Source organism: Paraburkholderia sp. GAS38 (assembly GCF_050434965.1).
Lineage (GTDB): Bacteria > Pseudomonadota > Gammaproteobacteria > Burkholderiales > Burkholderiaceae > Paraburkholderia > Paraburkholderia phenazinium_A.
This window is the reverse complement of record NZ_JBNDJO010000002.1, coordinates 196,457-218,388: the sequence shown is the minus strand read 5'-3', so window position 1 is coordinate 218,388 and position 21,932 is coordinate 196,457. Positions and strand designations below refer to the sequence as shown.

Sequence of the window (21,932 nt, the reverse complement as noted above, 5' to 3'; positions counted from 1 at the left end):
CTAAGACAAACAGGATATTCCATGGCCCTCACCAGCACTCCCACGCCGTCCGTTGCCAGCGCCACCAGCCGCTTTGCGCCGGATCGCAGCCGCGACATCATCTGCCTTGGCCGGCTCGCGGTGGATCTCTACGCACAACAGGTCGGCGCCCGTCTCGAAGACGTATCGAGCTTTGCCAAGTATCTCGGCGGCTCGTCGGCCAATATCGCTTTTGGCTGCGCGCGGCTCGGGCTCGCCTCGGCGATGCTCGCGCGCGTCGGCAACGACCATATGGGCCGCTTTCTCACCGAAACGCTCACCAGGGAAGGTTGCGACGTCAGTCACGTGCGCGTCGATCATGAGCGCCTGACCGCGCTCGTGCTGCTCGGCCTGAAAGACCGCGACACCTTCCCGCTGATTTTCTACCGTGAAAACTGCGCCGATATGGCCGTGGACGAAGCCGATTTCGACGAGGCGTTCATTGCTTCATCGAAAGCGCTGCTGATCACCGGCACGCACTTCTCCACCGAACAGGTCAACCGCGCGAGCCGCCGCGCGCTCGATTACGCGCGTCGCAACGGCGTGCGCACCGTGCTCGACATCGACTACCGTCCCGTGCTGTGGGGACTCACCGGCAAGGCCGACGGCGAGACGCGTTTCGTCGCCAGCGAAGACGTCACCGCACATTTGCAGCGCATCCTGCCGTTGATCGATCTGGTGATCGGCACCGAAGAGGAATTTCGCATTGCCGGCGGCAAGACCGACCTGATCGACGCCCTCGCGATGGTGCGCGCGGTCACGCCGGCGACGCTGGTGGTCAAGCGCGGCCCGCTCGGCTGCCAGATCATCGACGGCGACGTGCCCGCGTCGCTCGACGACGCGCCGATTCAGGGCGGCGTCGAAGTTGAAGTCTTGAACGTGCTCGGCGCAGGCGATGCCTTTGCCTCCGGTTTCCTGTCCGGCTGGCTGCGCGATGAGCCTCTCGAAGCGTGTGCCCGCGCGGCGAATGCGAGCGGCGCGCTGGTCGTGTCGCGACATGGCTGCGCCCCGGCCATGCCGACGCCCGCCGAACTCGACTATTTCCTTGCCGAAGCGAAAGCCGATCCGCAGCGCATGCGCCGCCCCGACCGCGATGCGAAGCTCGCGCGGCTGCACCGCGTCTCTCCTGCCCGCAAGCAGCGGGACGAAGTGCTCGGCTTCGCGTTCGATCACCGCAACCAGTTCTTCGATCTGGCCCAGCAGACCGGTGCGGACGAAGCACGTATCGCGCGCCTGAAGAGCCTGTTTGTCGAGGCCGTCGCGCAGACCGAAAGCAAGCTCGGCTTGCAAGGGCGCATAGGCGTACTGATCGACGACCGCTACGGCCAGGATGCGCTGAACGCGGCCACCGGCCGCGGCTGGTGGATCGGCCGCCCGGTGGAGTTGCCGGGCTCGGTGCCGCTCGTGTTCGATCACGGCCGCTCGATCGGCACCACGCTCACCAGTTGGCCGCAGGAACACGTGGTGAAGTGCCTCGTGCAATTCCATCCCGACGAGCCGGTCGAGCAACGGCTCGAACAGGAAGCGCAATTGCGCGCGCTCTACGACGCCACCCAGGCGAGCGGCCACGAACTGCTGCTCGAAGTGATTCCGCCGAAGCACGCCCATTTGCCGAGCGCGCCGGACACCGTGTATCGCGCGTTGAAGCGTCTCTACAACATCGGCATCTATCCGGAGTGGTGGAAGCTGGAACCGATGGAAGCTGCGCAATGGCAGAGTGTCGACGCCCTGATTGCCGAGCGCGATCCGTACTGCCGTGGCGTGGTGTTGCTTGGGCTGTCGGCCGCCGTCGAACAACTCAACGAGGGCTTTCGCGCCGCGGCGCAATCGGCCACCTGCCGTGGCTTCACCGTCGGCCGGACGATTTTCCACGAGCCGAGCCACGCCTGGCTCGCCGGCTCGATCAACGACGACGAACTGATCGCCCGCGTGCGGCAGACCTTCGAAACGCTGATCGATTCGTGGCGCAGCGCGCGCGGCAACGCCGCGCCGCATAGCGCCCCACCGCATCACGCACACCAGGAGCAGGCTGCATGAACCAGCGCATCTTGCATCACGATACGACCTCTGCCCACCATGCCTCCGCGACGCCATCGACTGCGCCGGCAACTGGCACGCTGCGGCTTACCACGGCGCAGGCGCTGGTCCGCTACCTCGCGGCGCAGCGCGTCAGGACCGAAGACGGCACCGCTACCGAGCCGCTGTTCGGCGGCGTCTTCGCGATCTTCGGGCATGGCAACGTCGCGGGACTTGGCGAGGCGCTGTACCAGCATCGTCATGAGCTGCCGACGCTGCGCGCGCACAACGAGCAGGCGATGGCACATAGTGCGATTGCGTATGCGAAGGCGCATTTCCGGCGCCGGATGATGGCGGTCACCACCTCGATCGGACCCGGCGCCACGAATCTGCTGACCGCAGCGGCGCTCGCGCACGTCAACCGTTTGCCGGTGCTGCTGCTGCCCGGCGACGTGTTCGTCTCGCGTGCGCCGGATCCGGTATTGCAGCAGGTCGAGGACTTTCACGACGGCGGCATCTCGGCGAACGATGCCTTCAGGCCTGTGTCGCGCTACTTCGACCGCATCGTGCATCCCGCGCAATTGCTGACGGCCTTGCCTCGCGCGCTGCGCGTGCTGACCGATGCGGCGTTGTGCGGACCCGTCACGCTCGCGTTGCCGCAGGATGTGCAGGCCGCCGCGTGGGATTTTCCGGCTGACTTCTTCGAACCGCGGGTGGTCGGCTTTCATACGCCGGCGCCGGTTGCCGAAGAAATCAGCGCGGCGGTCGAGCGTTTGCGGCAGGCGAAGCGACCGCTGATCGTCGCCGGAGGCGGCGTGCTGTATGGCCACGCAACCGATGCCCTCCACGCGTTTGCCGCCGCACATGGCGTCCCCGTTGCTGAAACCCAGGCCGGCAAAGGTGCGCTGGCCTGGAACGATCCGCTCAATACCGGCGCGTTAGGCGTGACCGGCTCGCCCGCAGCGAACGCACTCGCGCACGACGCCGATTGCGTGCTGGCCATCGGCACCCGCCTGCAGGACTTCACCACGGGCTCGAACACGCTGTTCACCCAGGCCGACGTAATCGGCATCAATGCGAACGCATTCGATGGCCTCAAACATCGCGCGCTGGTGGTGGAAGCCGACGCCCGCCTCGCACTCGCGGCGCTCGCGGCGGAGCTAGGCGGCTGGCATGCCGACCGCGCCTGGACTGCGCGGGCCCACAAGCACGCCGCGGACTGGCGCGACACCGTCGGCATGCTCACGCATGCGCCGCAACACGAAACGGTCCTGCCGTACGACGCGGACGTGATCGGCGCGGTGCAGCGCTCGAGCGCCACGTCGGCGACCGACGACATCGTCGTGTGCGCGGCGGGCACCCTGCCCGCCGAGTTGCACAAGCTGTGGCGCGCGGGCCGACCGGGTGCGTACCACGTCGAATACGGCTATTCGTGCATGGGCTACGAGATCGCCGGCGGGCTCGGTGCGAAGCTGGCGCGTCCCGAACGGGACGTGATCGTGATGGTGGGCGACGGCAGCTATCTGATGATGAACAGCGAGATTGCCACTTCGGTGATGCTCGGCGCGAAGCTGATCATCGTCGTGCTCGACAATCGCGGCTACGGCTGCATTAACCGCCTGCAACAGGCCTGCGGCGGCGCACCGTTCAACAACATGTTCGACGATTGCGAGCAAGGCCCGCTCGGCGCACCGCCGATCGATTTCGCCGCGCACGCGCGCTCGCTCGGTGCGCAAGCCGAGCACGTCGCGAACGTGGCCGAGTTCGAAGCCGCGCTGCAACGCGCGCGCGCTGCCGACCGCACGTATCTGATCAGTATCGACACCGACGCGGCCCGCACCACGGACGACGGCGGCTGGTGGTGGGAAGTGGCCGTGCCGGAAGTGTCGGCGCGCGAAGGGGTACGCGCCGCGCGTGCGCAATACGAAGCCCAGCTTGCCGTGCGCGCCCAGGCCGCCGGCGACACCGAAAACGAATGAGGACGCTCGCATGACTCAGTTCGACGTACGCATTGGCATCAACCCGCTGTCGTGGATGAACGACGACCTGCCGTCGCTAGGCGGCGAAACGCCACTCGAAGTGGCGCTGACCGAAGGACGCCAGATCGGTTATGACGGGTTCGAACTCGGCAACAAGTTTCCGCGCGAACCGCTGGCGTTGAAAGCACTGCTGGCGCAATACGACCTGGCGCTGGTCTCCGGCTGGTATTCGGGAAGACTCGCGCGACGCAGCGTCGCGGAAGAGATCGCCTCGGTGGACGCGCATCTGGAACTGCTGTCGCGCAACGGCTCGACGGTGATGGTGTACGGCGAGGTAGCGGATTCGATCCAGGGCGCGCCGCAACCGCTCTACCAGCGCCCGCGCTTCTTTAGCGAAGCGCAGTGGGACGCGTATGCGGCACGTGTGGACGAGTTCGCCCGTTACACGTTGAGCCGCGGCGTGCGGCTCGCGTACCACCATCATATGGGCGCTTACGTGGAAACGCCGGCGGACGTCGACAACCTGATGGCGCGCACGAGTAACGCCGTCGGCTTGCTGTTCGATGCAGGCCACATCACGTTTGCGGGCGGCGATCCGCTGACGGTACTCGACAAGTATATTGGGCGGGTCTGTCACGTCCATTGCAAGGACGTGCGGCCGGCGGTGATGAAACTTGCGCGCAACCGCAACTGGAGTTTTCTGGACTCGGTGATCAACGGCGCGTTTACGGTGCCGGGCGATGGCGCGGTGGATTTCCCGGCGATTATCGACCGCCTGAAACGGCACGGCTATCGTGGCTGGCTGGTGGTGGAAGCGGAACAGGACCCGGTGATTGCGCGGTCGTATGCTTATGCGGAGAAGGGGTATCGGACGTTGCGTTCGCTGGTGGATGCGCCGCTCGATGCGGGTGCGTCTGCAACGAAGGAGGCAGCATGAGTTTGCTGGTGAAGGCACAGCGCGAGGGCCAGACAATCGCGCGGGTCACGCCTGAGACGGCGGCATGGCGTTATGTGGGGTTTGCGGCTTATCGCATGAGCGCGGACGAAGTCGTGCATGTGTTCGAGCCGGCGCGCGAGGTGTGCATCGTGGTGCTGGCGGGCGCGGTGGACATTGAGACGGCGGATCGCAAATGGAGCAGCCTTGGCTCGCGCGACAGCGTGTTTGAGGATGCGGCGCCGTATGCGGTGTATTTGCCGCCAGGCGTACGGACGACGGTGCGGGCGGTGCGCGATGCGGAGGTGGGTGTGGCGAGCGCGCCGGCCAAGGGCGGGTTTCCGGCGCGGCTGATCGAACCTGCGCAGATGAACCGCTCGACGCGCGGCAAGGGGCTGAATACGCGCTACGTATGCGATATTTTGCCGCAGACTGAGGCTGCGGAGTCTTTACTGGTGGTTGAGGTGCGTACGCCGGGTGGGCATGCTTCGAGTTATCCGCCGCATAAGCATGACACGGACAATGTGCCGCTCGAGAGCTCGCTTGAGGAGACTTATTACCATCGGCTTAATCCGGCGCAAGGGTTTGCTTTTCAGCGGGTGTATACCGATTCGCGGGATATCGATGAGTCGATGGCTGTTGAGGATCATGATGTTGTCATGGTGCCCAGGGGGTATCACCCGGTTATCGTTCCTTATGGGTATGATTCGTACTACTTGAATGTCATGGCTGGGAAGCAGCGGGTTTGGCATTTCAAGAACGATCCGGCGCATGAGTGGATTATTAATAAAGAGTAAGGGGGTGCCTGCGGCGCCTTGGGGGTTTTGCCTGCGGCGCCTTGGTTTTTTGCTGCTCTTAGGGTGTTGGCCTTTCCTTGCATTCGTATCGGTCTATTAGCTTCGCCCCTGTGCGGGGCAGCACTTACTTTCTTTGCCGCCGCAAAGAAAGTAAGCAAAGAAAGCGGGCTCACACCGCTAGCGTTTAGTGAGCCATCTCGGTCCACCACCGGAAACGGCCCAAGACGAGACCCGCCCTCGCATTTTCACCGCTCGTGACACAGCACTCATCCACCCCACTCCGCACTACGTGCGTCGCGGATGGGTTTGCAAGGGAAAGCGGGTTGCTAGCACGTATCGCGGCGACGGTGCCGAGTCAGCTTCCGCAGAAGGAGTTGTGCCCCACGGCGGGGCGCGCAGCGCAACGCTGGAACGGATGACAGCCTTGTCACTAACGGCTATGCCGCGAGGGCGCATCTCGTCTTGGGCCGTTCCCGGTGGCAGACCGGGATGGCTCACTACGGGCTAGCGGTGGCAGCCCGCTTTCTTTGCTTACTTTCTTTGCGGCGGCAAAGAAAGTAAGTGCCGCCCCGCACAGGGGCAACGCCAATAGACCACTAAGAATGCAAGAAAAGGCCAACACCGCAGGACCACAACCAAAGCGCCGCGCAAGGCAAAAAAAATGAATCACTTCCTCCGAGCCAAATCCACATCCAAACTCCCATCTTTAGCCATCCGAACAATCCCAAGAGCCACATCCCGCCGGTAGGCATAAAGATCAAACTTCATCACACCAGAACTGGAACCATCCCGAATCAAAGTCCTGGCATTAGTCACAAGCGAATCAAACATCTTGATATCCCCCGACTCGATCCAGACAAAACTCCCCCCCGCCCCCGCAGGCGGCCGCGCCACCACCGCCCCGCTCTCGCGCTGAAACTTCAACACCAACCCCTCATCCGTCACCGTGGCACTCACCAGATGCCCCTGCAAAACAGGCGGCGGAAACACCGTGTACTGATCGAACACCAGCTCATTCCCCTGCAACGCCACACCCTTGCGCACAAACGGCGTCAACGAAGCCAACGGAATATCCAGCGCCCGCAACAACCCCGCCTGCGGCACACCCAACACCTTCACCGACGTCGGCGCATACACCAGATGCCGCTCGTCACGCGCCACAATGGTCCCGCTCATCGTCGTCGGCAACCATACTCCTGGGAAGTGATTCCACAACTTGATGCCCCCCGTCACCTGCAACGCACCGTTATCCGGCGTCAGCTTCAGATCGTTCAGCGAACGCGGCGCGTAATCCAGCAGATACTCGTTGAACAACGCCGCCATCGCCGGCCAGGGTTCCACCACCTCGCCGCCTATGATGCGAATGTCGTACTGCTCAGGATCGTCAAGGTCCACCGGCTGCCCCGGCTTCTTCGGCACCATCTGTGCATCCAGCGAACGCACGTGAAAACCAATCCGCCCCGAGACGAAGAAGTCGACGTTCTCCATATGAATCAGCGGCGCCGGTCCCGCCGAGTGTCGTTCGTCCGTGAGCGCCGAACCCGGTGTGGCGCCATTAGCCCCCGCAAACGCGGCACGTGTCCCGACCGGTATCGCGCGCGCCTCCGCCGTGCGCAGGTCCTGCGGGACGTGCTGCCATTGCAGCCGCGCCTCTGCTAGCGACGCCTGCTGCTCCCGGATAAAGCTATCGTTGAAACGCGCGCTCGCGCTGCCGGTTTGCTGCACGCTATCGTGTGCGGCACCCGCCAGCGTGTTGTAAGACGGTAGATGCACATCCAGTGCGCCCGCTTCATCGAACGTGAAATACCCCGCCGCCATCTGCTCGCGGTAGCGATACAGGTCCAGCACAAACGGCGCATTCGTATCGATCGGAGTCAGCGCCATGTCGATGTTCATCGGCATCGAGCGCATGAACTTCACATCGCCCCCCTCCACCAGCATGCCGCGTGGCGGCATCGTCGCAGGCCACACGATGTCGTGCAGCGTGTGATCGTCAAGCGTAAAGCGCACGCCCGCCGACGAGGTGTCGATATGCGTGATGGTCATGCGCAGCGCCGGCGGTGGCGTCAGTTTGGCGACCTGCATCACAACGTCGTCGCCCTCAAGACGCGCAATCGGCGTGTCCACTTTCAGCAGATCGGCCATCTTCACGTGCGCCGCCTGCATCAGCTTGTCCGCCCCCACGCCCGCTACTTCGACGTGGTCCGCATGGAACACGAGTTCGTTCGCGTTGCGCATCGACAGCGTGCCGGCCAGTACGATCGGCACCCAGCTATCGCGATGCATTTCGCCGGTAATGCGCAAGGTGCCGCCATCCTGCGGCACGACCCGCATATTGCGCAGCGGCGAGTCCTGGTACTGGAACAGGTAGAGGTTGAAGATCGCCGTGAGCTTGGCACTGTCGAGCGTAACGTCGCCGCGGTGGACGTCGATAGAAACGCTCGTCGGATCGTCGAACACGATCGGCGCACCCGCATGCGTCGGCGTGAGCGTCGCGGCCATGCTGTGGATCATGAAGCCGATATCGCCGGTCACCCGGAAGTCCACATCGCGCGCAAACATCAGCGAGCCGTCGATGCCGGAGTCGCGCAGCGTCAAAGGACGGACACGTTGCTCAGTGAGACCGCTGATCGAGGGCACGCGCGCGGCAACGCGCTGTTCGTCGGCAAGCTGACGTTCTTTGGCAACTTCCAGCGCGGGGCGCGCGGATGCGGCCTGGGCGGAGGACGGCGCTGGAGACTGCGTACCCGGAGAGGCATCGCTCGCCGACGAACTCGCATCCGCGCAAGCGGATACAAGCAACGCCATCGTGACCAGCATCGCAGCCGGAACAACGCGCGCACTCCTTGCCGCTTGTAGCCGTGGCCGCTCTGGCTCGTCCACCGCGACGCCTCGCGCCTCGGCACCAACCTCTGCATTTCGCATGATGTCTCCTCCCTCCCGACACCACGGCGCGAGATCGCGAGCGCGGCACGGGGTTGTCTATGGCAGTAGTGAGGACGGCTTGAAACACCCTGCCGCCCGCTCGCGCCTATGACCTGATTGTCTTTATTTGAGGCCGCGCTGCCGACAAGATTTCTGGAGGACGCTCACCAAACGATCAAGCGTTTGAATCGGCGAGCCCCCTCGCCGCCAGGCCTTATGGACAAGGGCGCAGGCGGATTTCGGGAATACGGATTCAAACAGGAAGAATGGCCCCGCCGAACAACGGGCGGGCACCAGAGGAGGACACACGGGCTGGCCGACCTCGAAACGCCAGCGAAACATGCAATGCCGCAGCGCAATAACCCAGACATCGAACTATCCGACGCCCAGCCGCTACGACATCACATCACACGGTTCGCAGACCGTAGTAGCTACGCCGCGTCCGCGTCGACGACAAGCGGTTCAAGCGCCGCGCGCAATTCGCGAGGCAGCGCAACCGGCCGGCGCGTCACGCGGTCTACATAGACATGCACAAAATGACCCTGTGCGGCCGGCTGCGCTTCGCCGTCCTTGAACAGCCCCACCTCGTAACGCACGCTCGTCGAACCGAGACGCACCACCCGCAAACCGGCCTCGACACGCTCGGGAAACACCAACGGCGCGAAGTAGTTGCACTGCGTTTCGACCACCAGCCCGATCGTCGCGCCGTGTTCGACGTCGAGCACGCCGGCACGGATCAGATACTCGTTCACGACGGTGTCGAAATAGCTGTAATAGACGACGTTGTTCACGTGGCCGTAGACATCGTTGTCCATCCAGCGGGTCGTGATCGGCAGGAAGTGACGGTACGCCGTGCGCGGCGCGGGAGCGGGTTTGTTCATCGTCAGCAGGGTGCGGATGGTTGATTAGGGAGGCGTCGTCAGAGCGATTCGGTCAACATGCGGCGGTAGTCGTCGGCGCTCGCTTCGCGCGGGTTCGTCTTGTGGCAATGATCGGCAAGCGCGCCCTTGATCACCTTGTCGAACACGCTTTCGTCGACACCCATCTGCCGCAGACCGGTCGGCAAGCCGAGGCGCGCGGTCATGTCGAAGAGTGCCTGAGCGAGATCGGCGTTTTCCGGGAGTCCCATCACGCGCCGCATGCGCGCATAGCGGCGATTCGCCACCACCGTGTCCGCGTGCTCGTTAAAGCGCAGTACGGCCGGCAGCACGACCGCGTTGAGCGTGCCGTGATGCAGCGACGTGCGTCCGTTCACCGGCACACCGCCCAGCGGATGCGACAGCGAATGCACGCAGCCAAGCCCCTTCTGGAAAGCCATCGCCCCCTGCATCGACGCGCTCATCATGTGCAGGCGCGCATCGCGGTCGCTGCCGTCGTGAGTCGCGCGTTCGATGTTGGCCCAGCCGCGCTCCAGACCGTCGAGCGCGATGCCGTCGGCAGGCGGATTGAAGGCCGGTGCCAGGAAGGTTTCGATGCAGTGCGCGATGGCATCCATGCCGGTGGCTGCAGTCAGGAGCGGCGGCAGGCCGAGTGTCAGGCCGGGATCGCAGATCGCCGATTTAGGCAGCAGATGCCACGAGTGAAAGCCGAGCTTGCGACCGTCGTTGAGAATCACGATCGCGCCGCGCGCCACTTCGCTGCCGGTGCCGGAGGTGGTGGGAATCGCGATCAGCGGCGCGGCGGCGTCGGTGATCTTGCCGCTGCCGCCTTCGATGGTGGCGTATTCGGTCAGCGTGCCCGGATGCGTGGCGGCGATCGCGACGCCCTTCGCGAGGTCGATGGACGACCCGCCGCCCACCGCGATCAGGCCGTCGCAGCCTTCCTCCTTGTAGCGCGCCGCGGCGGCCGTCACCATCGCTTCAGTCGGGTTGGAGGGCGTGTCGTCGAAAACCGGCACCGCGCCGAGCCGCAGCAGCGCATCGAGCGCGCGCTGCGCGACGCCGGCGGCCACCACGCCCTTATCGGTAATCACCAGCGGCCGCTTGATGCCGACGCGCGCGCATTCCGAGGGCAGTTGCGCGAGGGCGTCATAGCCGAGATGGATGTGGGTGAGATAGTAGATATAGGCCATATCAGAGGTGCATTCCGGGTGAGGGGAAAGAAACGCATCGCCGGCGATTGGCTCGCCTCGCGATGCGTGCCTGCGTATTGCACGCGTTTCGCACGTGTTCTGCACACGCTCCGCACGCGTAGTGCATGGGTCGCGTGGGTTGCATGGGTTGCATACGCGCGCTCGATTCTGCCCGCGAGCGCCCGCGCTCTATCTCACTATTGACCGGGCCGCTCGACGAACTCGAACGGCAAGCCGCGCCGGCGCATCCATTCGCCAAGCGCTTGCCCGGTGCCGGCACGCCACGGCCGCAATTTGGCCGGCTCGACGAGCCGATACTCGAGCAGTTCCGGCGACAACGCAATCGTGCCATACGCCCGCACGTGATACGCAATAATCAGTTCGTTCTTCTTAATGAATTCGTAGACGCCGACCAGCTCGACGGTCTCGGCCTGCAGCGAGGTCTCTTCGCGGACTTCGCGCGCGATGCCCTCCTCCGGCGTCTCGCCATTCTCCAGAAAGCCGGTGATCAGCGCGAACATGCCTTCGGGCCACGCGGCATTGCGCGCGAGCAGAATCTTGCCTTCGTATTCGACAATCGCCGCCACCACCGGCAACGGATTGTTCCAGTGCACATAGCCGCAGGTTTCGTCGGGACAGGTCTGGCGTACGCGGCCGCCTTCGTGTTCGGGATCGGTGCGTTCGACGAGCGGCGTCGCGCAGCGGGGGCAGAATCGGTAATCACTCATGGCAGCAGGGCGTTGTCTCTTGGTGTGTCGTTGTAGCAGGTGCGCATGGCTGCGCGGATGGGTTGTGGGGCTCGGCGCTCACGCTGCGCACAGTTCACGCACCTCGCCCGCAAAGCGCGCGACGGTCTCGGGCTGCGTGTCCCACGCGCACATCAGACGGCAACCGCCGGCGCCGATGAACTCGTAGAACTTCCAGCCCTTGGCTCGCATGGCCTTCGCCACGTGGGCGGGCAACTGCGCGAACACCGCATTCGACTCGGTCGGGAACATGATGCTCACGCCGGGAATCTCGGCGAGGCGCGTTTCCAGCAGTTTCGCCATGGCGTTCGCATGACGCGCATTGCGCAGCCACACGTCGCCGTCGAGCAGGCCCAGCCACGGCGCGGAGATGAAACGCATCTTCGAGGCCAGTTGTCCGGCCTGCTTGAGGCGGTAAGCGAAATCGTCGGCGAGCGCGCGGTCGAAGAACACCACCACTTCGCCCACCGGCAAGCCGTTCTTGGTGCCGCCGAAGCACAGCACGTCGACGCCGGCGCGCCAGGTGATCTCCGACGGATGCACGTCGAGCGCGGCCACCGCGTTCGCAAAGCGCGCGCCGTCCATGTGGACTTTCAGATGGCGGCGCTTCGCAATCGCGGCGATCGCGCGCACTTCTTCGACGCTGTAGACAGTGCCCACTTCCGTCGACTGCGTGAGCGTCACGACCTTGGGCTTCGGATAGTGGATGTCGGCGCGGCGCGTGACGACTGCTTCGATCGCATCGGGCGTCAGCTTGCCGCCGAGGCCGGGTGCCGTCAGCAGCTTCGAGCCGTTCGAGAAGAATTCGGGGCCGCCGCACTCGTCGGTTTCGATATGCGCGAGTTCATGGCAGATCACCGAGTGATACGACTGGCACAGCGAAGCGAGGGCGAGCGAATTGGCCGCCGTGCCGTTGAAGACGAAGAACGCTTCGCAGTCGGTCTGGAACAGGTCGCGCAGGCGGTCGCAGACTTGCTGGGTCCAGGAGTCGTCGCCGTACGCGGGTTCGTGGCCGCTGTTGTTGGCGGCGATCAGCGCATTGAGCGCTTCGGGACAGATGCCCGCGTAGTTGTCGGACGCGAAATGTTGCATGGCTGGCGACGCGCCCGGCGACGGGCGCTAGAGAGATGACTGGAAAGCGGTCATTTTAGTGCGCCGGCCGGTAAATTGTTTTTGCCTCGTGCGATTAAGGCGGATCTGGCTTGCGCGGCAGGTGCGCGACCCCAGTCAAACCGAGCGCGCCGAGCAGCAACGCGGCTGCCGCCAGCCACAACGCCGGCGAGAACGAGCCGGTATGGACGGCAATCGGCGCGGCCACCAGCGGCCCGATGATCTGTCCGACGCCGTAGGCCGCGGTCGCATAGCCCATCAGGCCGGCCGCGTGATCGCCGCGCAGGCGGCGCGCCTCGCGCATCGCGAACAGGGTGATGGCGGTGAACGGCAGACCGATCAGCACGCTGCCGAGCGCAAAGCCCGCTGCCGTCGGCCAGACGATGCCCGCTGCCACGCCCACGGCCTGCAGGACGTAGCAAGCGGCGAGCAGCGTGCGGTTGTCCCAGTGATGCGGCAGACGCGCCGCGCCCAATGCGCCGACGATCAGCGCGAGGCCGAACATCGGCCAGAACAGGTCGGGCCATGCCGAGCCTGGCAAGGCATGGCGCGCAATCACGGGCAAGAAGGTCGCGGTGATGATGTAGCCGAAGCCCGGGACGCCGTAGAGCAGGACGAGCCAGAATGCGTCGATGCGGTGGGTTGGAGGGGCTGCGTGGGCGCTTGCGGGCGTTGCGTCGGGGCGGATCGAAGCGGTTGCGGGACCCATTGCCGGCACTGAAGCCGGGTGGCCGAACACCCGCCAGACCAGCGCCGACAACACCGCCGCCGCCAGCCCAAAACCCAGCCAGCCCGCGCGGGCGCCCCAACCGCCCGCCACGCTCACCAGTAGCCCGGTGGCGGCGATTCCCACCCCCGGGCCGGAATAGATCACACCGCCCCACCCGTGCGCGTGCAGCTCGGCAAGCCGCCGCAGCCCCCATTGCGAGGCGAACACGAAGGTCCACGCGCTGACGACGCCCGCCACGAAACGCACGATCGCCCAGATCCAGAACTGGTTGGTCAAGCCCATCGCGAGGGTCAACAGCACGGTGAGCACGAGCCCTGTGCGCACCATCCGCGCCGGTTCGACGCGCAGCGCGGCACACGTCACCGCTCCGACAAAATAACCCGCGTAGTTGAACGATGCTAGCCAGCCACCGTGGCGAATATCGAGTCCGCCGCCGTGCAGCATCAGCGGCAACAGCGGGGTAAATGCGAAGCGGCCGATCCCCAGCACCACCGCCAGCGCAACCATGCCGGCAATGGCCGCCTGGCGCGCAGCGTGGGGGCCTGTGGGGGCGACAAACTGATGGGGCGCGGCAAAGTCGTTCATACAGCACCGAAAGTGGCAAAAACGGGGGAAAAAGAAGGCCCATGTGGGACGGAGGCGCAGCGGGCGCCACGACAACCGATGAACCCATCTTAGCTTGACGTTTCAATCACGAAAAATGAATAATTACGATACAAACGATCACATAGAGAGAATTATGGATCTCGCCGCCCTAACGATTTTTCGCGCGGTCGTGCGCGAAAACGGGGTCACACGTGCTGCCGCGAAGCTCAACCGCGTGCAATCGAACGTGACCACGCGCATCAAGCAGCTTGAGGAACAACTCGGCACCGACCTGTTTATCCGCGACGGCCGGCGGCTGGTACTCACGCCCGCCGGCGAGACCTTGCTGCCGTATGCCGAACGCCTGCTCGCACTCGCCGACGAGGCCCGCCATGCGCTGCGCGAAAGCCGGCCCAGCGGCCGGCTGCGGCTGGGCACGATGGAAAGCGCCGCAGCCAGCCGCCTGCCCAGCCTGCTCGCGCACTATCACCAGAGCTGGCCCGAGGTGGCGCTCGAACTCGAAACCGGCACGACCGGCTGTCTGATCGAACGGGTCCGGGAGTTCGAGGTGGACGCCGCGCTGATCGCGACCCAACTCGACCCGGACCGGGACGGCGATCTGTTCGAGAGCGTGCCCGTGTTTCGCGAGGAACTGGTGATGCTGACGCCGCGCGGTCATCGGCCGATTCGCGAGGCGCGCGATATCGCGCTGTCGACGCTGATCGCGTTCGAGCGCGGCTGCGCGTATCGCAGCTACGTCGAGAAGTGGTACATGGAGCACGGCATTCGCCCGGCGCGGGTACTGGAGCTCGGCTCGTACCACGCGATCGTCGCCTGCGTGGCGGCCGGCGCCGGGGTGGCCGTCGCGCCGCGCTCGGTGCTCGAATTGCAGCACGACATGAACAACATCGCGATTCATTCGCTGGGCGATCTGGGCACCGTCGATACGCTGCTGATCTGGCGGCGCGGGCATTTCTCGTCGGCGCTCAAGGCGCTGCGCGAGACGTTGCTGGCGAACAGCAATCTGACGCAGCCTGAGGTGGGGGAGAGTGAGGTTGGGTTGGAAACGGTGTAGGGGTTCGAGTCCTCGTCACATGGTGACGCGGGTAGCTTATCGATACACCAAGGGTTACGGCAGCGGCAAGCAAAGCTAAGACCACCGCCGCATCAAAACAAAAGAGCCGCGAGTTTTTACGCTCGCGGCTCTTTTGCTTCGGGCGCCCTGCCAAGGAGGTAAGGCGATCCCGGTGACTTACAACTGCGCTTCGACCCAGCCCTTCACGCCTGCCAGCGCCGCCGGCAGATTGGCCGGTTCCGTGCCGCCGGCTTGCGCCATGTCGGGACGGCCACCGCCCTTGCCGCCCACCTGCTGCGCCACGAAGTTGACCAGTTCGCCGGCCTTCACCTTCTTGCTCGCGTCGGGCGTCACGCCGGCGATCAGGCTGACCTTGCCGCCTTCGACCGAAGCCAGCACGATGGCCGCGTTCTTCAGTTTGTCCTTGAGCTTGTCGACCGTTTCGCGCAGCGTCTTCACGTCCGCGCCGTCCAGCGTCGCCGCCAGCACGTGCACGCCGGCGACTTCGACTGCCTGGCCGACCAGTTCGTCGCCCTGGCTCGAAGCCATCTTCGACTTGAGCGCGCCGAGCTCCTTTTCCAGCGCCTTCACCTGGTCCTGCACCTGCACGATCCGCTGCGTGAGTTCCGACGGTTGCGCCTTCAGCGCAGCGGCTGCCGCGTTGATGCGCGTATCGAGTTCCTGCACGTAGCGCACCGCGTTGTCGCCGGTGATCGCTTCCACGCGACGGATACCGGCCGCCACGCCGCCTTCCATCACGATCTTGAAGAAGCCGATGTCGCCCGTGCGCTGCACGTGCGTTCCGCCGCACAGTTCGCGCGAGAAGCCGAGGTCCAGCACGCGCACTTCGTCGCCGTATTTTTCGCCGAACAGCGCCATGGCGCCGCCCTTCACCGCTTCGTCGAACGGCATCACGCGTACGATGCCCGGCGCGTTCGCGAGCACTTCCGCGTTGACGATAGCTTCGACCTGACGGATCTGCTCGTCCGTCATCGGCGAGTTGTGCGCGAAGTCGAAACGGGTTTTGTCCGGATCGACGAGCGAACCCTTTTGCTGCACGTGCGAGCCGAGGACTTCGCGCAAGGCCTTGTGCATCAGGTGGGTAGCCGAGTGGTTGCGCTCGGTGCGGGCACGACGCACCGCGTCGATTTCCGCCTTCACGACGTCGCCGATTTTCAGCGTGCCCTGCTCGAGCGTGCCGTGATGGCCGACCACATCCGCCTGCACCTTCAGCGTGTCCGCCACCGCAAAGCGCAGGCTCGCGTTGGCGAGCACGCCCGCGTCGCCCACCTGGCCGCCCGATTCCGCGTAGAACGGCGTGTGATCCAGCACGACCACGGCCTGCTGGCCCTGCGACACTTCCTTGACCGCTGCGCCGTCCACGTACAGGGCGATGACCTTCGCGTCGTCAAAGACGATTTCTTCGTAGCCGTGGAACGTGGTCTTCGCGCCCGAGTACTCGAGGCCCTGCGCCATCTTGAACTTGCCCGCGGCACGCGCCTGGTCGCGCTGGCGCGCCATGGCTTCGTCGAAAGCGGCTTCGTCGACCGTCACTTCGCGCTCGCGGCACACGTCCGCCGTCAGATCCAGCGGGAAGCCGTAGGTGTCGTGCAGTTTGAAGGCCAGTTCGCCGTCGAGCGTCTTGCCGCCCTTGGCATCCAGATCCGCCAGCGCGGCTTCGAGGATCGACATGCCGTGCTCGATGGTCTCGAAGAAGCGCTCTTCTTCCTGACGCAGCACGTCGGTCACGCGTTGTTCCGCGTCCTTCAGCTCAGGATAAGCCTCGCCCATCTGCGCGACCAGATCCGGCACCAGACGGTGGAAGAACGAACCCTTCTTGCCCAGCTTGTAGCCGTGACGGATAGCGCGGCGCACGATGCGGCGCAGCACGTAGCCGCGGCCTTCGTTGCCCGGGATCACGCCGTCGACGATCAGGAACGAGCACGCGCGGATGTGATCGGCGATCACCTTCAGCGAGTTGTTGGTCAGGTCGGCCACGCCGGTTTCACGGCCCGCCGCCTTGATCAGCGCCTGGAACAGGTCGATCTCGTAGTTGCTGTGCACGTGCTGCAGCACCGCTGCGATGCGTTCCAGACCCATGCCGGTGTCGACGCACTGCTTGGGCAGCGGCGTCATGTTGCCCTGGGCGTCGCGGCTGAATTGCATGAACACGAGATTCCAGATCTCGATGTAGCGGTCGCCGTCTTCTTCCGGCGATCCCGGAGGGCCGCCCCACACGTCCGGGCCGTGGTCGTAAAAGATTTCCGAGCACGGGCCGCACGGGCCGACGTCGGCCATCTGCCAGAAGTTGTCCGACGCGTAGCGCGCGCCCTTGTTGTCGCCGATGCGGATGATCCGCTCCACCGGCACGCCCACTTCCTTGGCCCAGATATCGTGCGCTTCGTCGTCTTCGTGATAAACCGTGACCCACAGCTTGTCTTTGGGCAACTGGTACACGCCCGTCAGCAATTCCCACGCATAGTGGATCGCGTCGCGCTTGAAATAGTCGCCGAACGAGAAGTTGCCGAGCATCTCGAAGAACGTGTGGTGACGCGCCGTGTAGCCGACGTTCTCCAGATCGTTATGCTTGCCGCCGGCGCGCACGCTGCGCTGCGACGTTGTGGCGCGCGAGTACGGCCGCGATTCGGAGCCGAGGAACACATCTTTGAACTGCACCATCCCCGAATTGGTGAAGAGCAGCGTGGGGTCGTTGCCGGGCACAAGGCTCGACGAGCGAACGATCGTATGGCCCTTCGATTCGAAGAACTTGAGGAATTTCTCGCGGATTTCGGCGGCTTTCATAGCGTACTGGGGGACGGTCCTGGCTGGATCTGGCGACATGCGGGGGTGATATCCCGATGCGCCAACCGAAGGTTGCTGAAACGACCGATTATACGGGATCGGAGCCCTTAGGCGACGGCGCGCGCCGCCTCGCGAGCAGGATTAGCCGTTCGGCCAGGGTTTGGCCCCGGCTGCCGCGTTTGGGGCATGTCATTCGTCCTATGCCGTCCGGCCGAATGGGCCGGCACCCGGGAATCGCTTAAGATTCTGGACATCGACGCCGCGACGACATCGGCATCGTCACCACAACGCGCGCCGGCGTCATAGCCGGCCAACCTGGAGACATCGAAAGAATATGGGCGCTCTCAGTCATATCCGCGTGCTGGATCTCACCCGCGTACTGGCCGGTCCGTGGTGCGCGCAGACACTCGCCGATTTCGGCGCGGACGTCATCAAGGTCGAACGTCCGGAAGTCGGCGACGACACGCGCCACTGGGGGCCTCCGTACCTGAAAACGCCGGACGGCGCGGATACCCACGAGGCCGCCTACTACCTCGCGGCGAACCGCAACAAGCGCTCGGTGACCGTGGATATCGCCACGCCCGAAGGGCAGCGCATCATCCGCGAACTGGCCGCGCAAAGCGACGTGGTGCTGGAGAACTACAAGGTCGGCCAGTTGAAGAAATACGGGCTCGACTACGCGTCGTTGAAAGAGGTCAAACCGGACATCGTCTACTGTTCGGTCACGGGCTTCGGTCAGACCGGACCGTACGCACAGCGGGCGGGCTATGACTTCATCGTGCAGGGCATCGGCGGCTTCATGAGCATCACCGGCGAGCGAGACGGCTTGCCCGGCGGCGGTCCGCAGAAAGCCGGCGTGGCGATCGCGGACCTGATGACCGGCATGTACTCGACGATCGCCGTGCTCACCGCCCTCACCCACCGCGACCGCACGGGCGAAGGCCAGTACATCGACATGGCGCTGCTCGACGTGCAGGTCGCCATGCTGGCGAACATGAATTCGAACTTCCTCGCGAGCGGCCAGCCGCCGGTGCGCTGGGGCAACGCGCACCCGAACATCGTGCCGTACCAGACCTTCCAGACCCGCGACGGCTGGATCATCGTCGCCGTGGGCAACGACGGGCAATTCCGCAAATTCGTCGAAGCCGGCAGCCGGCCGGAACTTGCCGACGACGAGCGCTTCGCCACCAACCCCGAGCGCGTGCGCAACCGCGACACGCTGGTGCCGATTCTCGCGGAGATGGTCCGCACGCTCGGCAAGCAGCAATGGATTTCCGCGCTCGAAGCCGCCGGCGTGCCCTGCGGTCCGATCAACGATCTGGCCGAGGTGTTCGAGAACGAGCAGGTGGTCGCGCGCGGGATGCAGGTCGATCTGCCGCATCCGTCAGGCGGCAAGGTGAAGCTGGTACGCAATCCGATCAACATGAGCGGAACGCCGCCGCAAGCGCTCGCCCACCCGCCAACGCTCGGCGAGCACACGAACAGCATCCTGCGCGACGTGCTGGGGTACGACGACGAACGCATTGCGCAGTTGCGCGGGAAGTCGGTGATCTGAGCAGCGGTCTGGGCAGTGCCCTGAGCGAGCCGGGCCGCGACACTCGGCCCGCCGCGCCGGCCCGTCACCCGCCCGCGGCACCCCGCGCGAGCGACGCCAGCCACTGCTGACCCTCGTCCCAGTCGCCCAGGCCGCTGTCGGCATTGATATGCCCGCGCGCGCCGATCTCGCGCCAGCGGCTGCCCCACGCCGCGGCACACTCCTGCGAGAACGGGATGCCGCCATACGGATCATCCGTACTGGCAACCACCACGCTGGGAAACGGCAACGCCACCATGGGCACCGGCGCAAAACCGCCGGCATCCCGCGGAAACCCCGGACCCGCCGGATCGGGTACCGCCACCAGCAGTGCGCCCGTCACTTTCGCGAGGCTCCCAGCACTCGCATACTGCGCGGCCCAAAACGCCACCGTGAGGCACCCCAGGCTATGCGCGGCGAAAGCAACCGGCCCAGCCGACGCCACCACCGCGGCCTCGAGCGTACGGCACCACGCATCGCGCACCGGATGATCCCAGTCCGGCATCCGCACGCGCTCATAACCCGCGTGCAAGTGTTCCCAACGCGTTTGCCAATGCCCTTCACCCGAGTTCATATAACCCGGCAGGACCCAAACCTTCTGCTCGATCATCGCGCTTCCCCGTCGCTATGTGATGGCGGCTGCGCCGCCTACTGAAACACCTTCCCCACGCCCACGCCACGTGGATCGGCAACCGGTTGCGGCGTCGCGCCGTCAACCCGGATCAACTGCACGTCGCCGTTGAACGACTGCCCCTCGAGCGTATAGCCCTTGGCCTTCAACTGCTCGGCCAGATCGCCCGTAAGCGGATGATACGGCTCCCAGTAGATCGTCTTCTGCGGCAGCAACTGGTGATGAAAGCGCATTGCGGCCACGGCGTCGGCCGGCGGCAGGCCGAAATCGTAGATATCCGTCATCACCTGGAAAATCGTCGTGAAGATCCGCGAGCCGCCCGGCGTGCCGATCGCGAGGGCCACCTTGCCGTCCTTGAGCAGGAGGGTTGGTGTCATCGACGACAGCGGCCGCCGGCCCGGCGCAATCGTGTTGAGCTCGTCGCCCGTCGTGGCCGAAGCGCCGCTCGCGCTCGCGGGACTCGCGGCACGCGGCGTGGTGACGAAATCGTCCATCTCGTCGTTGAGCAGGAAACCGCCGCCGTCCACCACCACGCCCGAACCGAACGAGCCGTCGAGCGTAGTGGTATTCGAAACCGCATTGCCCCATTTGTCGACCACCGAGAAATGCGTCGTCTGCGGCTTTTCGGCAGTCGCGTCGGCGAGGCCCGGTTTGACGGGCGCCGCGCCCGGCGCCTCGTCGGGGCTCACTTCGTCGGCACGCTGCGCGAGGTAGGCGTCGCCGGTCAGCTTGTCGAGCGGCACCGGCGTCGCATCCGGGTCGTCCAGGTATTGCTGGCGGTCGGCGAACACCCGGTCCTCGATCTGCGCGATCAGGTGGATATACGGCGCGGAATTCAGATCGAGACCGCCGAAAGCCTGCTTCAGATCGGCCTTCATCTTGAGCATCTGGATCAGCCCGACCCCGCCCGAACTCGGCGGCGGCGCAGTGACGACCTGGTAGCCGTTCCAGTCGGCGCTCAAAGGCTGACGCCAGATTGCCTTGTATTGCTGCAGGTCCTGTTTGGTGACGAGCCCATGTCCGTACATCTGGCTCGCGATCAGATCCGCCGTGCGGCCCTCGTAGAATTCGCGCCCGCCGTCACTGGCGATACGCGCAAGCGTCTGCGCCAGCTCGGGTTGCGGGAAATTGACACCCGCCTTCAGGTTGGCGAAGTACGCGTCGAAATTGGTCTTGCCGGCGAAGCCGGTGGCGGCGTCGTCGCGGGCCTTCTGCAGACGTGCATCGACCTTGAAGCCGTCGGTGGCGTAGCGGATGGCCGGCGCCAGCACCTGCTTCCACTTCAGCTTGCCGAAGCGCCGCTGCGCCTCCCACAAGCCGTCGACCGTGCCCGGCACGCCCACCGCACGTGCGCCCACCTGGCTCATGCCTGGGACCGCCTTGCCCTTGTCGTCGAGGTACATGTCGCGCGTCGCCGTCTGCGGCGCGCGCTCGAGGTAGTCGAGGAAATAAGGCTTGCCGTCCACGTACAGCGTCATGAACCCACCGCCGCCGAGATTGCCCGCGTCGGGATAGGTCACGGCCAGCGTGAAGGCAATCGCCACGGCGGCATCCACCGCATTGCCGCCTTCGGCAAAGATCTGCTGCGCCGTGTCGGCGCTGTAGCTATCGGGCACCGCGACGGCCGAACCGTCCAGAACCGGTTTCGGCACCGCCGTTTTGGCCAGCGCCGGCGGGGCTGTCACGAGACTCGCGGCGCAGGCGGCAAAAAACAGCACCGCGGCCGCAGTCAGTTTCAGCCCGATGGGAGTGGCCTTGCTCATGATGGATTCCTTTCAGACGAGTTTCAGGTGCTGCCAGGCGGCCGGTGCGGCGCCGCGTCGGTCGCATCCTAAGGTCGCCGCTCATGCGCCGACAAAGCGATTTACCTCCTGTTACAGCGTGCAACGGCGCCCGAAAAGCCCCTGATCGTTGGCTGGAAGCCGCACTCGGTCTGCCGG

General features: G+C 65.1%; 15 protein-coding genes. 6 read left to right on the top strand and 9 right to left on the bottom strand.

What is annotated here, in order from left to right; all coding sequences use genetic code 11:
• Window positions 1-21 precede the first annotated feature (21 nt).
• From P3T42_RS05195 to iolB, 4 genes are read left to right on the top strand one after another with little or no spacing between them, the layout of a single operon-like run.
• Entirely contained in the window at window positions 22-2,055 is a 2,034-nt protein-coding gene (locus P3T42_RS05195; protein WP_429305350.1) for a bifunctional 5-dehydro-2-deoxygluconokinase/5-dehydro-2-deoxyphosphogluconate aldolase, read from the top strand.
• Complete coding sequence (gene iolD, locus P3T42_RS05190; RefSeq protein WP_429305349.1) at window positions 2,052-4,013, top strand: 3D-(3,5/4)-trihydroxycyclohexane-1,2-dione acylhydrolase (decyclizing); 1,962 nt, start codon at window positions 2,052-2,054, stop codon at window positions 4,011-4,013. The genes P3T42_RS05195 and iolD overlap by 4 nt, the downstream gene beginning before the upstream one ends.
• Window positions 4,014-4,023: 10 nt before the next feature.
• Entirely contained in the window at window positions 4,024-4,950 is a 927-nt protein-coding gene (iolE, locus tag P3T42_RS05185) for a myo-inosose-2 dehydratase (RefSeq protein ID WP_074300188.1), read from the top strand.
• Window positions 4,947-5,744, top strand: coding sequence for a 5-deoxy-glucuronate isomerase (gene iolB, locus P3T42_RS05180; RefSeq protein WP_074300189.1), 798 nt, complete (start codon window positions 4,947-4,949; stop codon window positions 5,742-5,744). The genes iolE and iolB overlap by 4 nt, the downstream gene beginning before the upstream one ends.
• Window positions 5,745-6,410: 666 nt before the next feature.
• Here iolB and P3T42_RS05175 read toward each other — a convergent pair.
• The 6 genes from P3T42_RS05175 to P3T42_RS05150 all read right to left on the bottom strand — a co-directional run bounded on the left by P3T42_RS05175 (window position 6,411) and on the right by P3T42_RS05150 (window position 13,911).
• Window positions 6,411-8,669, bottom strand: a complete 2,259-nt coding sequence (locus P3T42_RS05175) for a hypothetical protein (protein WP_429305348.1) — start codon at window positions 8,667-8,669, stop codon at window positions 6,411-6,413.
• Between the two features lie 431 nt (window positions 8,670-9,100).
• The gene (locus P3T42_RS05170; protein WP_429305347.1) at window positions 9,101-9,550 is read right to left on the bottom strand and encodes an acyl-CoA thioesterase; all 450 of its coding nucleotides are present in this window, start codon (window positions 9,548-9,550) and stop codon (window positions 9,101-9,103) included.
• Between the two features lie 38 nt (window positions 9,551-9,588).
• Complete coding sequence (locus tag P3T42_RS05165; RefSeq protein WP_429305346.1) at window positions 9,589-10,740, bottom strand: iron-containing alcohol dehydrogenase; 1,152 nt, start codon at window positions 10,738-10,740, stop codon at window positions 9,589-9,591.
• Between the two features lie 197 nt (window positions 10,741-10,937).
• Window positions 10,938-11,468 carry an NUDIX domain-containing protein gene (locus P3T42_RS05160; protein WP_074300193.1) on the bottom strand — a complete coding sequence of 177 codons (531 nt, stop codon included), beginning with the start codon at window positions 11,466-11,468 and terminating at the stop codon, window positions 10,938-10,940.
• A 78-nt stretch (window positions 11,469-11,546) separates the two neighbouring features.
• Window positions 11,547-12,578 (bottom strand): threonine aldolase family protein, encoded by a 1,032-nt coding sequence (locus P3T42_RS05155; protein WP_074300194.1) that lies wholly within the window; start codon window positions 12,576-12,578, stop codon window positions 11,547-11,549.
• Window positions 12,579-12,672: 94 nt separating this feature from the next.
• Window positions 12,673-13,911, bottom strand: coding sequence for a YbfB/YjiJ family MFS transporter (locus tag P3T42_RS05150; RefSeq protein WP_429305345.1), 1,239 nt, complete (start codon window positions 13,909-13,911; stop codon window positions 12,673-12,675).
• Between the two features lie 154 nt (window positions 13,912-14,065).
• Between P3T42_RS05150 and P3T42_RS05145 the strand changes: the two genes are divergently transcribed.
• On the top strand, window positions 14,066-14,986 hold the full coding sequence (locus tag P3T42_RS05145; RefSeq protein ID WP_074300196.1) for a LysR family transcriptional regulator: 921 nt from the start codon (window positions 14,066-14,068) through the stop codon (window positions 14,984-14,986).
• A gap of 177 nt (window positions 14,987-15,163) precedes the next feature.
• On the opposite strand, the gene alaS is transcribed toward P3T42_RS05145, so the two are convergent.
• Window positions 15,164-17,788: an alanine--tRNA ligase gene (alaS, locus tag P3T42_RS05140; protein ID WP_429305344.1), complete on the bottom strand. Its 2,625-nt coding sequence runs from the start codon at window positions 17,786-17,788 to the stop codon at window positions 15,164-15,166.
• Window positions 17,789-18,122: 334 nt separating this feature from the next.
• Between alaS and P3T42_RS05135 the strand changes: the two genes are divergently transcribed.
• Entirely contained in the window at window positions 18,123-19,343 is a 1,221-nt protein-coding gene (locus P3T42_RS05135; protein ID WP_429305343.1) for a CaiB/BaiF CoA transferase family protein, read from the top strand.
• A gap of 64 nt (window positions 19,344-19,407) precedes the next feature.
• Here the strand turns inward: P3T42_RS05135 and P3T42_RS05130 are convergent, their stop codons facing one another.
• Window positions 19,408-19,971: an RBBP9/YdeN family alpha/beta hydrolase gene (locus P3T42_RS05130; RefSeq protein ID WP_429305342.1), complete on the bottom strand. Its 564-nt coding sequence runs from the start codon at window positions 19,969-19,971 to the stop codon at window positions 19,408-19,410.
• A 38-nt stretch (window positions 19,972-20,009) separates the two neighbouring features.
• Window positions 20,010-21,755: a gamma-glutamyltransferase gene (ggt, locus tag P3T42_RS05125; RefSeq protein ID WP_429305341.1), complete on the bottom strand. Its 1,746-nt coding sequence runs from the start codon at window positions 21,753-21,755 to the stop codon at window positions 20,010-20,012.
• Window positions 21,756-21,932: the final 177 nt, after the last annotated feature.

What these genes read in the sequence shown, in the direction of transcription:
- P3T42_RS05195 (WP_429305350.1), top strand. Translation starts at nt 22, where the DNA reads ATGGCCCTCACCAGCACTCCCACGCCGTCCGTTGCCAGCGCCACCAGC.
- iolD (WP_429305349.1), top strand. Translation starts at nt 2,052, where the DNA reads ATGAACCAGCGCATCTTGCATCACGATACGACCTCTGCCCACCATGCC.
- iolE (WP_074300188.1), top strand. Translation starts at nt 4,024, where the DNA reads ATGACTCAGTTCGACGTACGCATTGGCATCAACCCGCTGTCGTGGATG.
- iolB (WP_074300189.1), top strand. Translation starts at nt 4,947, where the DNA reads ATGAGTTTGCTGGTGAAGGCACAGCGCGAGGGCCAGACAATCGCGCGG.
- P3T42_RS05175 (WP_429305348.1), bottom strand. Translation starts at nt 8,669, where the DNA reads ATGCGAAATGCAGAGGTTGGTGCCGAGGCGCGAGGCGTCGCGGTGGAC.
- P3T42_RS05170 (WP_429305347.1), bottom strand. Translation starts at nt 9,550, where the DNA reads ATGAACAAACCCGCTCCCGCGCCGCGCACGGCGTACCGTCACTTCCTG.
- P3T42_RS05165 (WP_429305346.1), bottom strand. Translation starts at nt 10,740, where the DNA reads ATGGCCTATATCTACTATCTCACCCACATCCATCTCGGCTATGACGCC.
- P3T42_RS05160 (WP_074300193.1), bottom strand. Translation starts at nt 11,468, where the DNA reads ATGAGTGATTACCGATTCTGCCCCCGCTGCGCGACGCCGCTCGTCGAA.
- P3T42_RS05155 (WP_074300194.1), bottom strand. Translation starts at nt 12,578, where the DNA reads ATGCAACATTTCGCGTCCGACAACTACGCGGGCATCTGTCCCGAAGCG.
- P3T42_RS05150 (WP_429305345.1), bottom strand. Translation starts at nt 13,911, where the DNA reads ATGAACGACTTTGCCGCGCCCCATCAGTTTGTCGCCCCCACAGGCCCC.
- P3T42_RS05145 (WP_074300196.1), top strand. Translation starts at nt 14,066, where the DNA reads ATGGATCTCGCCGCCCTAACGATTTTTCGCGCGGTCGTGCGCGAAAAC.
- alaS (WP_429305344.1), bottom strand. Translation starts at nt 17,788, where the DNA reads ATGAAAGCCGCCGAAATCCGCGAGAAATTCCTCAAGTTCTTCGAATCG.
- P3T42_RS05135 (WP_429305343.1), top strand. Translation starts at nt 18,123, where the DNA reads ATGGGCGCTCTCAGTCATATCCGCGTGCTGGATCTCACCCGCGTACTG.
- P3T42_RS05130 (WP_429305342.1), bottom strand. Translation starts at nt 19,971, where the DNA reads ATGATCGAGCAGAAGGTTTGGGTCCTGCCGGGTTATATGAACTCGGGT.
- ggt (WP_429305341.1), bottom strand. Translation starts at nt 21,755, where the DNA reads ATGAGCAAGGCCACTCCCATCGGGCTGAAACTGACTGCGGCCGCGGTG.